The organism is Williamsia sp. DF01-3 (genome assembly GCF_023051145.1).
GTDB lineage: Bacteria > Actinomycetota > Actinomycetes > Mycobacteriales > Mycobacteriaceae > Williamsia.
This window is the reverse complement of record NZ_JALKFS010000005.1, coordinates 4,765,244-4,778,539: the sequence shown is the minus strand read 5'-3', so window position 1 is coordinate 4,778,539 and position 13,296 is coordinate 4,765,244. Positions and strand designations below refer to the sequence as shown.

Annotated in this window: 11 protein-coding genes and 1 pseudogene; 7 read left to right on the top strand and 5 right to left on the bottom strand. The window is 64.0% G+C overall.

Annotation, left to right across the window (positions count from 1 at the left end):
- The first annotated feature begins 56 nt into the window (after window positions 1-56).
- Entirely contained in the window at window positions 57-389 is a 333-nt protein-coding gene (locus tag MVA47_RS24450) for an Lsr2 family protein (protein ID WP_023961146.1), read from the top strand.
- A 256-nt stretch (window positions 390-645) separates the two neighbouring features.
- On the opposite strand, the gene MVA47_RS24445 is transcribed toward MVA47_RS24450, so the two are convergent.
- The gene (locus MVA47_RS24445) at window positions 646-2,250 is read right to left on the bottom strand and encodes a FadD3 family acyl-CoA ligase (RefSeq protein ID WP_308280597.1); all 1,605 of its coding nucleotides are present in this window, start codon (window positions 2,248-2,250) and stop codon (window positions 646-648) included.
- A 131-nt stretch (window positions 2,251-2,381) separates the two neighbouring features.
- Here MVA47_RS24445 and MVA47_RS24440 point away from each other — a divergent pair.
- From MVA47_RS24440 to MVA47_RS24415, 6 genes and pseudogenes are all read left to right on the top strand, one after another.
- A pseudogene (locus MVA47_RS24440) lies at window positions 2,382-3,634 on the top strand (acyl-CoA dehydrogenase family protein).
- On the top strand, window positions 3,631-4,443 hold the full coding sequence (locus MVA47_RS24435; RefSeq protein ID WP_247210213.1) for an SDR family oxidoreductase: 813 nt from the start codon (window positions 3,631-3,633) through the stop codon (window positions 4,441-4,443). The pseudogene MVA47_RS24440 and the gene MVA47_RS24435 overlap by 4 nt, the downstream one beginning before the upstream one ends.
- Window positions 4,444-4,488: 45 nt before the next feature.
- On the top strand, window positions 4,489-5,643 hold the full coding sequence (locus MVA47_RS24430) for an acetyl-CoA C-acetyltransferase (RefSeq protein WP_030172582.1): 1,155 nt from the start codon (window positions 4,489-4,491) through the stop codon (window positions 5,641-5,643).
- 209 nt (window positions 5,644-5,852) lie between these two features.
- A complete protein-coding gene (locus MVA47_RS24425; RefSeq protein WP_247210212.1) occupies window positions 5,853-7,361 on the top strand; it encodes an aldehyde dehydrogenase family protein in 1,509 nt (502 codons plus the stop codon).
- A 94-nt stretch (window positions 7,362-7,455) separates the two neighbouring features.
- A complete protein-coding gene (locus MVA47_RS24420; RefSeq protein WP_308280596.1) occupies window positions 7,456-8,088 on the top strand; it encodes a TetR/AcrR family transcriptional regulator in 633 nt (210 codons plus the stop codon).
- Window positions 8,089-8,106: 18 nt separating this feature from the next.
- A complete protein-coding gene (locus tag MVA47_RS24415; RefSeq protein WP_247210211.1) occupies window positions 8,107-9,087 on the top strand; it encodes a DUF389 domain-containing protein in 981 nt (326 codons plus the stop codon).
- Here MVA47_RS24415 and MVA47_RS24410 read toward each other — a convergent pair.
- The 4 genes from MVA47_RS24410 to MVA47_RS24395 form a co-directional block, all read right to left on the bottom strand.
- On the bottom strand, window positions 9,059-10,321 hold the full coding sequence (locus MVA47_RS24410; RefSeq protein ID WP_247210210.1) for an HNH endonuclease signature motif containing protein: 1,263 nt from the start codon (window positions 10,319-10,321) through the stop codon (window positions 9,059-9,061). The two genes, MVA47_RS24415 and MVA47_RS24410, sit on opposite strands and share 29 nt — an antisense overlap.
- 174 nt (window positions 10,322-10,495) lie before the next feature.
- A complete protein-coding gene (locus MVA47_RS24405) occupies window positions 10,496-11,584 on the bottom strand; it encodes a nitronate monooxygenase family protein (protein ID WP_247210209.1) in 1,089 nt (362 codons plus the stop codon).
- Window positions 11,581-12,405 carry a CoA-transferase gene (locus tag MVA47_RS24400; RefSeq protein WP_247210208.1) on the bottom strand — a complete coding sequence of 275 codons (825 nt, stop codon included), beginning with the start codon at window positions 12,403-12,405 and terminating at the stop codon, window positions 11,581-11,583. Before MVA47_RS24400 ends, MVA47_RS24405 begins: the two co-directional genes overlap by 4 nt.
- Complete coding sequence (locus MVA47_RS24395; RefSeq protein WP_247210207.1) at window positions 12,402-13,292, bottom strand: CoA transferase subunit A; 891 nt, start codon at window positions 13,290-13,292, stop codon at window positions 12,402-12,404. The genes MVA47_RS24400 and MVA47_RS24395 overlap by 4 nt, the downstream gene beginning before the upstream one ends.
- Window positions 13,293-13,296 lie beyond the last annotated feature (4 nt).

The following is a 13,296-nucleotide window of genomic DNA, read 5'->3' as shown; positions in this document are numbered from 1 at the left end:
GCGTTGTGTGCCGGAACTGTCAAAGTTGGATCCGGGAGCCATCAGAATGGAGCATTATGGCTAAGAAGGTAACCGTCACACTCGTAGATGATGTTGATGACAGCAAGACAGCGGACGAGACCGTGGAGTTCGGCGTCGATGGCGTCACCTACGAGATCGACCTGTCCAGCAAGAACGCTGACAAGCTGCGTGACGACGTGGCGAAATGGGCTGAGCATGCCCGACGTGTGAGTGGCCGTAAGCGCGCGAAAGGGATCGCCACCAAGGCATCTGTGGATCGCGAACAGACAGCGGCAATCCGTGACTGGGCCCGGCGTAATGGCCATCAGGTGTCGTCTCGTGGGCGTATTGCCGCAGATGTCGTCGAGGCTTACAACGAAGCGCACTGACGCATTGAACTGACCACAACTGTAGTCAAAATGACGGGCGGCCCGAGGAATCGGGCCGCCCGTCATTTGTTTCTCCGGCGGTTGTCTTCGAATTGTATTAGTGCGCATTCAGAAAAGAATCGAAAACATTTATGACCGTCGCGATCATTTGTGAACTTGTGTGACAATCCGTTGTCCCTTTCGGGTTACGGATAGTCGAAGTGAGACAAACTGTTCAGCAGCGGAACAAAGCTCGCGAAGACGGCCATGGCCGGGTTCAGTGCAGTTCGCGCTTGAGGATCTTGCCGCCGGCATTGCGCGGGAACTCATCGATGATGATGACCGAACGCGGAGTCTTGAAGTTCGCGAGTTTCTGACGGCAGTGCTCGATGACCGACTTTTCATCAACGGACGCGCCCGGTGACAATGTGAGGTAAGCGCGCCCCACTTCTCCCAAGCGCTCATCAGGCACCCCGACGACGGCAGCCTCGGCCACCCCGTCGATTCTGGCGAGAACCTGCTCGACTTCTGCGGGGTACACATTGAATCCGCCGCTGATGTACATGTCTTTCAGCCGGTCGGTGATGGAGAGATTTCCGTGCTCGTCGATTGTTCCGATGTCGCCGGTGTGCAGCCAGCCGTCGGCGTCGATCGCCTCTGCGGTGGCCTCGGGGTCGTCAAGGTAGCCGCGCATGACCATCTTGCCGCGGGCCAGCACCTCGCCGTTCTCCGAGAGCTTGATCTCCATGCCCGTGAACGGGCGGCCGCACGTGTTGGCCACTGTCTGATCGTCGTCGTCGGGTGTGCAGGTGGTGACGAAGCCGCTCGCCTCGGTCAGGCCGTAGGCGGTGATGACGGTCTCGATACCGAGGTCGCGTTGCATCCGCTCGACGAGCACCACGGGCACGATCGCGGCGCCGGTGACTGCCAGCCGTAGTGACGAGAGGTCGAACTCGGGGCGCTGCGGGGCGTCGAGGATCGTCTGGAAGATGGTCGGGGCGCCGGGGAACACGGTGGCCTTGCGTTGCTCGATCAGCCGCATCGCGGCATCTGTTGAGTACACCGCCAGTGGAATCATCGTGGTGCCCATCAGGGTGCACACGAGGATTCCGGCCTTGTAGCCGAAGGTGTGGAAGTAGGGATTCACCATCAGGTAGCGGTCGTCGGTTCCCAGTTTCCCGTTGGTGGCCCATGCGCGAGCGCCGGCGATCGTCTGTTGATGTTCGGCGAGGGCTCCCTTGGACCTGCCGGTGGTCCCCGAGGTGAACAGCACGTCGGAGATGTCGGTGGGAGCGACTGCGGATGCACGTGCGTCGGCTTCTGCCCTGCCCTCGTCGGTTGCTGCACAGAGAAAGTCGTTCCAGTCGACGGCGACCGCACCCCGATGGTCATCGGCCTCGAGTCGGACGCGGATGGCCACGGCCAGGTCCGATGCAGCGGCGAGGTCACCGCCCGCCTCGGCGCACAGTTGTTCGACCCGGTCGGCACCCAGGAATCGGCCGACCACGACGATCGCCCGCGCCTTGGTGCGCTGAATGATCTCCAGCGCCTCCGCGGCGGTGTAACGGGTGTTGAGCGGGACGAGGGTGGCGCCGGCAAACTGGGCGCCGAGCGCGGCAATGGGCCAGTGGAAGCTGTTCGGTGCCCAGACGGCGACCCGGTCGCCGGCCTCGATGCCCTCCGCGATCAGTCCGGCCGCGAAGGTGCGCACGGCGCCGAGGAGGTCGGACCAGGTCAGTTCGACCGTCTCGCCCCACTGGTCGTCGATGATCGCCAGACCGTCCGGCCACAATTCCGCGGCTCGGCGCAAGGCTTGCGGTGTGGTGATGACGGCGTCGACGTCGAGCCGGTCTGGGGTGGGCTGATCTGCTGAAATGGACACGATTCCTCCCGGAGCTCACACCTGCGTAAAAGGCTAGTACCACCTGGTACAGCGCAGGTTCCGAAGCCAAAACCTAGCACTTGCTTGGGTGCGCTAACCGAGCAAGTGCTTGGTCGGTTACGCTGGTTCTCATGACGGCGATCAACCTCGCTGACCGAGGCGTGGACCTGGGTGAATGGGATGGTTCGGCGGCCGATTTCGCGGCTGCCGTACGACAGTGGCTCGACGACAATTTGACCGGCGAGTTCGCGAACCTGAAGTCACGCGGCGGCCCGGGCAGCGAACACGAGTTCTACGGGCCGCGGCTCGCGTGGGACCGGCTGCTGGCCGCCTCGGGATGGACGTGCCTCGGCTGGCCCGTGGAACACGGCGGCCGCAACGCGTCCATCGAGCAGCGCATCATCTTTCATCAGGAGTACGCCCGGGCGGGCGCGCCGGCCCGGGTCAGCCACGTGGGCGAGGAACTGCTCGGACCGACGCTGATCGCCTTCGGGACCGAGGAACAGAAGAAGCGTTTCCTGCCGGGCATCACCACGGTCGACGAATTGTGGGCGCAGGGTTACTCCGAACCGGGCGCGGGGTCGGACCTGGCGAACATCTCCACCACCGCCACACTCGACGGCGACAAGTGGGTCATCAACGGGCAGAAGATCTGGACGTCGCTGGCACACGTCGCCCAGTGGGCATTTGTGCTGTGCCGCACCGAGCCGGGGTCCTCGCGTCACAAGGGTCTGAGTTTTCTCCTCGTGCCGCTCGATCAACCCGGCGTCACGGTCCGGCCGATCCAGCAACTCACCGGCACCTCCGAGTTCAACGAGGTGTTCTTCGACGACGCCACCACCGAGGGCGGCCTTGTCGTCGGCGAACCCGGTGAGGGCTGGAAAGTGGCGATGGGTCTGCTCGAGTTCGAGCGGGGTGTGTCCACGCTCGGTCAGCAGGTGGGTTTCTCGCGCGAACTCGAACACATCGTGGAGATGGCGAAGGCCAACGGCTCGGCGAACAGCCCGGTGATCCGGGAGCGGATCGCCCGGGCATGGCTCGAGCTCCGGGTGATGCGGGCCCACGCACAACGCACACTGGCCGTGGTCGACACCGGCGGCGCCGGGGGGCGGCCTCGGTGTCGAAGTTGTTGTGGGCCAACTGGCATCGTGACCTCGGCGAGCTCGCAATGGCGGTCCAGGGGGCCCCGTCGCTCATCGCACCCGATCGCACCAGCGAGGGTGAGCCCAACAACATCTTCGAGCCGGACCAGGTGGAACTCGATCAGTGGCAGCGCTTGTTCCTGTTCACCCGCGCCGACACGATCTACGGCGGCTCGAATGAAGTGCAGCGCAACATCATTGCCGAGCGGGTGCTCGGATTACCTCGAGAGGCACGACCGTGACAGTTGAGCAAGGTTCCAGTCCGCTGGCGACGCCGCCGGAAGAGATCCCAGGTCACGGCCTGCTCGCCGGCCGCAAGGTCATGGTGACGGCCGCCGCGGGCACCGGGATCGGGTTTGCCTCCGCGCGCAGGGCTTTGGCAGAGGGTGCAGATGTGCTGGTCAGCGATTGGCACGAGCGCAGGCTCGGCGAGACCGTGGACAAACTCAAGGGCGAGTTCGCCGACCAGACCGTGGCGTCCGTGGTGTGCAACGTGCAGAAGACCTCCGAAGTCAATGCCCTGATCGAGTCCGCGGCCTCCGAACTCGGCCGTATCGACGTGCTGATCAACAATGCCGGACTCGGTGGTGAGACCCCGGTCGTCGACATGGACGACGATGAGTGGGACCGCGTCATCGACATCACGCTGAACGGCACCTTCCGCGCGACCCGCGCGGCGTTGCGTTACTTTCGCGACGTACCCCATGGCGGCGTGATCGTGAACAACGCATCGGTTCTGGGCTGGCGTGCACAGCACAGCCAATCCCATTACGCCGCAGCAAAAGCCGGGGTGATGGCCCTGACCCGGTGTGCGGCGATCGAAGCCGCCGAGTACGGCGTGCGAATCAACGCGGTGGCTCCTTCCATCGCCCGCCATCCCTTCCTCGCCAAGGTCACCAGCGAAGAGCTGCTCGCCGACCTAGCCTCGCGCGAGGCCTACGGACGCGCCGCCGAGGTCTGGGAGATCGCGGCGACCATCGCGATGCTCGCCAGCGACTACACCACCTACCTCACCGGTGAAGTGGTCTCCATCTCCAGTCAGCGGGCCTGACCCACCAGATCGAACCGCCACGTTTTTTGATCGAAGGAGTACACAATGTCCAAACCTCAGGCGTACATCGTCGATGCCGTACGCACGCCGGTCGGCAAGCGGAACGGCTCACTGGCCAAGGTGCATCCTGCCGATCTCGGCGCGCACGTCATCAAGGCGACGCTCGAGCGCACCGGCATCGACCCGATGGTCGTCGACGACGTCATCTTCGGGTGCGTGGACACCATCGGTCCTCAGGCCGGCAACATTGCCCGAACCGCTTGGCTCACAGCCGGTTTGCCCCTTGACATCCCCGGCACCACCATCGACCGCCAGTGCGGGTCGTCGCAGCAGGCCATCCATTTCGCCGCGCAGGCCGTGATGAGTGGCACGCAGGACGTGGTGCTCGCCGGCGGCGTCCAGAACATGAGCGCCATCCCCATCTCGGCCGCCATGCTGGCCGGCGTTCAGTACGGCTTCGAAGGGCCGTTCAAGGGATCGGTCGGCTGGGACGAGCGGTTCGGCGATGCCGAGATCTCCCAGTTCGCCGGCGCCGACATGATGGCCAAGAAGTGGGACATCAGCCGCGAAGACATGGAGCAGTGGGCGTTGCAGTCGCACCAGCGTGCGCGCCGCGCCATCGATGAGGGCCACTTCGCCGCGGAGACCGTGGCGCTCGGCGACTGTGTCGTCGACGAATGCCCTCGCGAGACATCGCTGGAGAAGATGGCCGGGCTTCCGGTATTGGCCGAGGGCTCGTCGTTGACGGCTGCTGTCGCCTCCCAGATCTGCGATGGCGCATCGGCTGCACTCGTGGTGTCCGAGGAGGCGCTCAAGCAGTACAACCTCACGCCCCGCGCGCGCATCCACCACATCTCGGTGCGCGGCGACGACCCCGTGATGATGCTGTCTGCGCCCATTCCCGCCACCAAGTACGCACTGGAGAAGAGCGGCCTGAGCATCGATGACATCGACGTCATCGAGATCAACGAAGCTTTCGCCCCGGTGGTGCTCGCGTGGCTCAAGGAGACCGGCGCCGACCCGGCCCGGGTCAACCCGAACGGTGGCGGCATCGCCCTCGGACATCCCCTCGGCGCCACCGGCGCCAAGCTGTTCGCGACGTTGCTGCACGAACTCGAGCGCACCGGAGGCCGCTACGGCCTGCAAACGATGTGTGAGGGTGGCGGCACCGCCAACGTCACGATCATCGAGCGGCTGTAGGTCATGTTCGGCGGTGAGCCACGGTGTGAGGGTGGCGGCACCGCCAACGTCACGATCATCGAGCGGCTGTAGTCGAGGTCGCGTACCTCCGCTTTGCCTCCGGGCCACTGGCGCCTCTGGTGTGAGTTGGCGCATACTGGTTTGCGACATACTTGGAAAATCGTTCCAACGTTTCGTGTGTAACCAAGGGCAATTTGGAGGTCCGCGTTATGACCAAACCGGCAGACGTAGCTAAAAAGCAGGTCACAGAGCAAAAATCAGCCGACACGCTGTCGCTGCAGGAGTTGCTCGAGCTGCAGCGGGCGGCGTTCCTGCGTGACGGAATCCCCGACGCGCAAACTCGCATCGACCGGATCGTCCGCCTCCAGGCCCTGTTGCTCGACAACGCCGAAGAGCTCGCCGAGGCATTGAATGCCGACTTCGGGACCCGACCACGCGAGTTGTCGATGGCCGCCGACATCGCCGGATGCATGATCGACCTCTCGCACCAGAAGCGGCATGTCACCAAGTGGATGGAGACGTCCACTCCGGGCAAGCTGATGGCCCGCGCGGGATTCCGCCAGGAGGTCCGCCACGACCCCAAGGGTGTTGTCGGCATCATGGGGCCCTGGAACTTCCCCCTCAACCTGACCATCGTGCCGGCGGGTTCGGCATTCGCTGCGGGTAACCGCGTTCTGGTGCGTCCGTCTTCGGTCACCGCCAAAACCACTGCAGTTCTCGCCAAGCACGCCCCGAGGTACTTCAGTCTCGAGGAGTTCGCTGTGCTGACCAGCGCTCACGGCGGCGGTTCAGATTTTGCCAAGCTCGAGGTCGACCACATGTTCTTCACCGGCTCACCGGATGTGGGTCGATCGGTGGCCGCGGAAGCCGGCAAGAACCTTGTGCCCGTCACGCTCGAGCTCGGTGGCAAGAACCCTGTGATCGTCGACATCGACGCCGACATCGAGCAGGCGGCCACCCGCATCGCCGATGCGCGGCTGGTCAACGGCGGTCAGGTGTGCCTGTGCCCTGACTACGTGTGGGTGCCCGAAGCGAAACTGGGGGAGTTCACCGACAAGGTGTTGGCTCGCTGGCGCAGCAACCTTCCGTCGATCAAGGACAACCCGCAGTACACGTCGACCATCAACGAGAAGAACTTCAACCGCATCGTCGACCTCATCGACGATGCAGTGTCACTCGGTGCCACCAAGCACCAGGTGATCCCGGCAGGCGAAAGTCTTCCGGACGCCGAAGCTCGGAAGATCCCGCCAACCCTGCTCACCGGAGTGAAGGCCGGGATGAAGATCGAAGAGGACGAGGTCTTCGGCCCCGTGCTCACCGTCTACCCCTACCGCGATCTCGGCGAGGTGATCGCCCACGTCATAAGTCATCCGAATCCGTTGACGATGTACTGGCACGGTGACCGCAACGAGCGATTCGCCAAGATCGCCGACGCCACCCGGTCGGGTTCGATCAACGGGAACGACTTCGCCATCAACATGTTCGGGCCAGACCTGCCGTTCGGCGGCTCAGGCCAGAGCGGCATGGGCAGCTACCACGGCAAGTATGGTTTCGACACGTTCTCCCATACCCGGGCTGTTGCGTTCTCGACGTTGAAGATCGCGGTGTCCGAGATGATGTCGGCGCCGTTCACGGCCAAGGACACCAAGAACGCCAACGCGCAGTTGAAGTTGTGGAAGTTCTTCAACGCGCGGGCTCGTAAGAAGCTGGGACACTAGCTCTACCGACGGATCGCATGCCACCCGCTTCGTGCAGGTGGGACGCCTGAACAACCAAGCGCTTGCTAGGCTTGAGCTCTTGGAGGTGAGGCGGGTGGCTGCGACCCGAAAGCGGATCGAATCAGAGTCAGGCCTGGCGGACAGCCGTGCCAGGACGTCGCGGCGCGACGAGTTGCTGACGGTGGCGAGTTCGTTGTTCGCCGAGCGCGGGCTGCGCACAACCACCGTGCGCGACATCGCCGACAGCGCAGGCATCCTCTCCGGCAGTCTGTACCACCACTTCGATTCCAAGGAATCGATGGTCGACGAGATCTTGCGCAGCTTCCTGGACTCGCTCTTCGACACCTACCACGAGGTTGTCGCGGCGGGCATGCCCGCGCGAGAGACGCTGCGCGCGTTGGTTGTTGCCTCGTTCGAGAGCATCGACCGCGACCATTACGCCGTCGCCATCTATCAAGACGAAGCCAAGCGATTGTCCACGCAGGACCGCTTCGCCTACATCCGTGACCGCAATGTCGAGTTCCGCACCCTGTGGAAGGACGTGCTGAATCGTGGTGTCGCCGACGGTAGTTTCCGTCGCGACCTCGACGTCGAGCTCGTTTACCGGTTCATGCGTGACACCGTGTGGGTTGCGGTGCGCTGGTATCGGCCCGGTGGTGAGCTGACCGCGCACCAGGTGGCAGAGCAGTACCTCAGTGTGGTGCTCGATGGGATCATTCCCCGCTGACGTGGCACTCTTGTTGCGATGCTGCACATGCGGGTGGTCACGCCGACCGAGCTCACCGACCAGATCGTGGAGATGCTGATCCATGACTCGGCGGTCAGCAACGTCGCCGTGTTCGCCGGTTCGTCGGTCAAACCGGCGGGCGATGTGCTCGAGGTCGAAGTAGCCCGCGAGGGCGTGAACGAGATCATCAACGAACTGCGGGATCTGGGTGTGCACCGCTTCGGGTCGGTGCAGATCGCTCGAGTGCCGACTTGGATGTCGCAGAAGGCTTTCGACGCGGAACGCGTCACTCCTGGAGCGAGTGCGGACGCGGTGGTCTGGACTGAGGTCACCCAGCAGGCGTACGAGGATTCCGAGTTCAACTGGACGTTCTCCATGTTCATGTTTCTCGCGACGCTGCTGTGCGCGATTGCGATTGTGCTGAACTCGACGATTCTACTGATCGGTGCGATGGTGCTCGGCCCCGAGTTCGGTGCCGTTGCTGCTCTGGGAGTTGCGCTGGTGCGCCGGCGGTTCGGGCTGCTGCGGCGCACGGTGGCCACGTTGAGCGGCGGCTTTGTTCTTGCCATCGCGGCCACCACGATCTTCGCGTTGATCGCCCGCGCACTGGGGTGGATCACGGTGATCGACGTGGTGGAGGCGCGGCCGGACACCGAGTTCATCTACTCGCCTGACAAATGGTCGTTCATCGTGGCGATGCTGGCGGGTGCCGCTGGTGTGCTGTCGCTGACGTCGGCAAGGCTCGGTGGCTTGTCGGGGGTGTTCATCTCGGTCACCACGATTCCGGCCGCCGGCAACATGGCGTTGGGTATCACCTTTGGTCTCGGCGGCACCGTGGTGGGCAGTCTGGCGCAGTTGCTGATCAACTTGGCTGGGATGGCCGTTGCGGGTTGGCTCACCTTGGCGTTGCAGCAGGCGAGTTGGCAGAGGTTGTCTGCCTACCGCGCGAGGGTGTTGAAGAACCGGTCACTCAGGCAGCCTCGACCGCCGGAGATGTGACCGTCCTCGCGGCGTCGAATCCGTGCGGCCGTGTGGTGAATGTTTGCCCGTATTGGGTTGTCCAGGTGATGGTTCCGTGGGTGTGCATACGCGCTATCCAGTAGCCGAGTGTTTTGCGTTTGTGGTCGGGGCGGCAGATGGCGCCGAGGTTTTGTTCGATGGTCCAGCCGCCTGATCGGGGGTCGGCGTGGTTGAACGGGATGAGGTGGTCGATTTCGCATTCGGATGCCGGGGTGGAGCATCCTGGGGTGCGGCAGGTGCCGTCGCGCGCGATGATCGCTTCGCGTAATGCTTGTGATGGTTGATAGGTCAGTGCGCCGGGTGGTGGTTCGAGGAGTCCGCCGTGTCCATCGGGTGGCAGCAGCCCTGGTGGTGGGGCGGTGATGCCGGGTCGTCGGTGGCGGCAGTGTTGTCTGCTCGCTGGCGCTCGCGGGTATGCGGCCCTCAGCGCGTCGTCTTCCCTCGTCGACTCAGTCGCTGCGCTCCCTCGCTCCTCAGTCCAGACGACACGGGGCCGCATACCGTTCCGGTCAATCTGCTGGCCGCGGGTGCGCTGTCTGCTGCTGCTGCAGGCAGGTTTGTGGTGTGTGCAAAGGCCTCCACTAGCCTGCGCGTCGGCGCGTTGTTGGTGGGGTTTGCGGCCATCGCGGGTGCATACGGTGCCGGTGACTGCGGTGATTCGTGCGTCGAGTTCGGCGGCTTCGGCTGCGGTGATGGTCGCGGAGATGTGGGCGAGGCAGTTGAGGTCGCGGGAGGATCGGTAGTCGCGGTGCGGTTCCATCGCTGTGCGTCGTTCTGCTGCCCCGTCGGGGTCGGCAGCGATGACCATCCGGTCGAGTTCGTTGCGCAGGACGGAGCGTGAGAGTCCCTGCTGGGCAATCAATATGGCCTCTGCTTCGACGCGGTCGAGTAACTCGTCGTCGAGACCCTGGAGTGCGGTGACGATCTCGCGTACATGGGTGAATCCGATGTCGCCTTCTTCGAACGCTGTCCTCGTCGCGTGGAATCGATCGCGTAGTTGTAGGCCATTGTCGATATAAACGCCGGCCATCGTGCGTGAAACATCCAGCAGCATCGACACTTCGACAACCGGTATGCGTGCGGCCTTGTCCAGGTCGCCTGATACGGCGAGTTCTTCATTCACCCGCAGTGTCGCCAGCTCGACGACATCGGCGATCGTTTGCGCGAACCGGCGGTTCTCCTCGCGTGGAACAGCTCTCAATCCCTCGGCCAACTGTGTGACTCGAGTTCCCCCTCGACCAACAACATACGACCATTTTAGCGACGGGGTCTGACATCACCTGAGGCGTTTCTGGCGACCCTGAAAACCGCCAAATACAAAGCCGCCGAGGGAACATGTCCCTCGGCGGCCCGCTACCCGACAGTTTTCAGGGTGGTAGTGCCTTGCTCAGACTCCCGGAGTGAACTTCCCCAGACGTTCGAGATTGGTCCACGCCGACAACATGATCGACTGAACCAACTCGTCGCAGCTGGGGAGGTCATCGATCATTCCGACCACCTGACCCGACGCCAGCACACCGGCTTCGGTGTTGCCCTCGACGAGTCCGGCCCGCAACAACATCGGGGTGTTGCCGGCCATGATGATCTGCTGCCAGGTGCGTTCGCCCGACTTACGCATGGTGCGCCCGTCTTTGAGCATCACCGACCACTTCATGCCGGTCATCTGCTTGAACTTGTTGGCGTTTTTGGCTGCGGCCGCGAGGGCGGTGGGAGCGCTGCCCGATTCGAGCTTGTCGACCAACTCGGTCCGCAGAACCCGGTGCGGCATCCCGTCGACCTTTTTCGACACCACGGTGTCGCTGAGCCCGCGGGCCAGGTACTCCTTCTTCACCGCATCCGGCACAGCGGAATCGGAGGTCAGGAGGAAGCGGGTGCCCATGGCGACACCCTCGGCGCCATACGACAGGGCGGCGACAAGTCCGCGACCGTCGAAGAAACCACCCGCTGCGACCACCGGAATACCATTCGGGCCCAGAGCATCGAGCACGCTGGGGAGCAGAAGGGTCGTGGCCACGGGTCCGGTGTGTCCGCCACCTTCACCACCTTGCACGATGACCGCATCGGCACCCCAGGACGCCACCTTCACCGCATGCTTGGCCGCACCGATGGACGGGATGACCACAACACCGTTGTCTTTGAGCTTGGCGATGAGATCAGGCTTGGGCGCCAACGCGAACGACGCAACCTTCACCTTCTCGCGGATCAGCAGGTCGATCCGCTCCGGCGCGTCGGTGGCGTCGGCGCGGATGTTGACGCCAAAAGGCTTGTCGGTCAACGATTTGGTCTTCGCGACAGCGGTTTCGAGTTCCTCGTACGTCATCGTCGCCGATGCCAGGATGCCCAAACCGCCGGCGTTTGAGGTCGCCGACGTCAACGACGGCCCCGACACCCAGCCCATCCCGGTCTGCACGATCGGGTACTTGATCCCGACCAGTTCGGTGAACCTCGTGGCAAGCCCGGGCGCAGGCGCGTTCACTTCGCGGCCGATCCGGTCGAGCTCCGCTTCGCTGCGTCTCCTGCCTCCACAGGCTTGACTTCCTTCTCCCGCAGCCCCTTCGGGTCGAGGACCTCGCGGATCAGACGCAATTCCTCGTCGGACGGGGTGCGGGTGACGCCGGCCTCGGCGAGACCCGCGATCTCGAAGCCGGTGTTCTCGGCCACCTCATCGGCACTCACCCCGGGATGCAGGCTCAACGCACGCATCGTGTGGTCGGGACCGTTGAAGTCGAAGACCCCGAGGTTGGTGACCACGCGATGGATGTCGAGGAATCGGTATGCCGGGTTGGCCGGGTCGACCTTGTCGTACCCGACACCCGACACCACGTCGACAACTCCGCCGAACACTCTGGCCGAATGCTTGGCGACCCAGTAGCTCGTCGGATGGTTGATGGTGTTCCCGGGCGCCCCGCGTACACCGAACATCTGACGGGTGGGCTGCTGCAGTGGACCGAACGCCGACAAGTTCTGATTGCCGTAGCGGTCGATCTGGTTGGCGCCCATCACAACATGGCGGCGACCTGACGCGACCACGTCGAAGACCTTGCGGAACGGCATCCAGCCCTCGATCGGGCCGCTGGCACCCACAGCGGGGGTGTCGGCAAAGATCAGCGCCTCGCCGTCGGTGATGAGCAGGTCGGGTTCGCTCGTCAGACGGGCGAGGCGGGCGCCGATGAGCGGGGTGGTGGCCATGGGGGAGGCCATGGTCTCGCCGGCGCCGGAAAAGATCTCGGCACAGGCGATCACGCAGATCTCGGCCCGGGTGACGGTCGATTCGGTGGAACTCGCGGGTGATGTCACTGTGCGGCCTTTCGTTCGGCGTTCCATGCCTCGACCTCTTTTTGGTACTGCTCTTCGTCGACGGCGAGGAATCGGTCGGAGAACTCTTGCCAACTGGCAGGGTCTTTGGCGGACTCGGCGTAGAAACGCTGGAACGCCTCGTCGCGTTTGTAGTCGCCGGCGAAGGTGAAGTGCGCGCCGTTAGGGGTGTGCACCACGCGGTCGACATTCAGCCGGTTGAGCAGAAGTCGTTGCACGGGAACGGCAGCCACCAGCTCCTCGGTGCTCACCAGCTTGTCGGTCTCGAGGTAGCGGCGCTTGGCGGCACCGCAGTACAGGTCGTCGAAGTAGGGGTCGACGCCGGTGTAGGCGGCATTGCCGTGCTTGTCGGCGATGTCGAGATGCACAAACGCCGCATCCAGTTTCAGGGCCGGCATCGCGACAAGGGTCTCGCTGCGTCCGTCGGCGTCGGGGTACGGCGAGGTGACCGTTTCGAGTTCACCTTCCCAGAACTTCAGCACGTCCGACCCGAGTCCGGCGCGGATGGGCAGGAACGGAAGGCGCGATGCGGCGGCTTCGAGTCCGCACTTCACCATGCCCTCATCCATCTCACGCACGGTGATGGCGCCGGTGGTACGGGCGTGGGCGAACCAGGGGTCGTAGAACGGCGGCGAGTCGAGCGAGACGAAGCCGTAGTATGCCTTGGTCACTTTGCCTGCGGCGCAGAGCAACCCGAGGTCGGGGCCGCCGTAGGTGACCACGGTGAGGTCCTTGACGTTCGATCGGGCCAGGGCCCGCACGAGTGCCATCGGCTTGCGGCGCGAACCCCAGCCACCGATCCCGATGGTCATGCCGCTCTCGATCTCGCCGACGATGTCGTCGAGACTGCTGGTCTTGTCGGTTGCCACTGTG

Coding starts and splice junctions, on each gene's coding strand:
- MVA47_RS24430 (WP_030172582.1), top strand. CDS start 4,489: ATGTCCAAACCTCAGGCGTACATCGTCGATGCCGTACGCACGCCGGTC.
- MVA47_RS24425 (WP_247210212.1), top strand. CDS start 5,853: ATGACCAAACCGGCAGACGTAGCTAAAAAGCAGGTCACAGAGCAAAAA.
- MVA47_RS24450 (WP_023961146.1), top strand. CDS start 57: ATGGCTAAGAAGGTAACCGTCACACTCGTAGATGATGTTGATGACAGC.
- MVA47_RS24415 (WP_247210211.1), top strand. CDS start 8,107: ATGCTGCACATGCGGGTGGTCACGCCGACCGAGCTCACCGACCAGATC.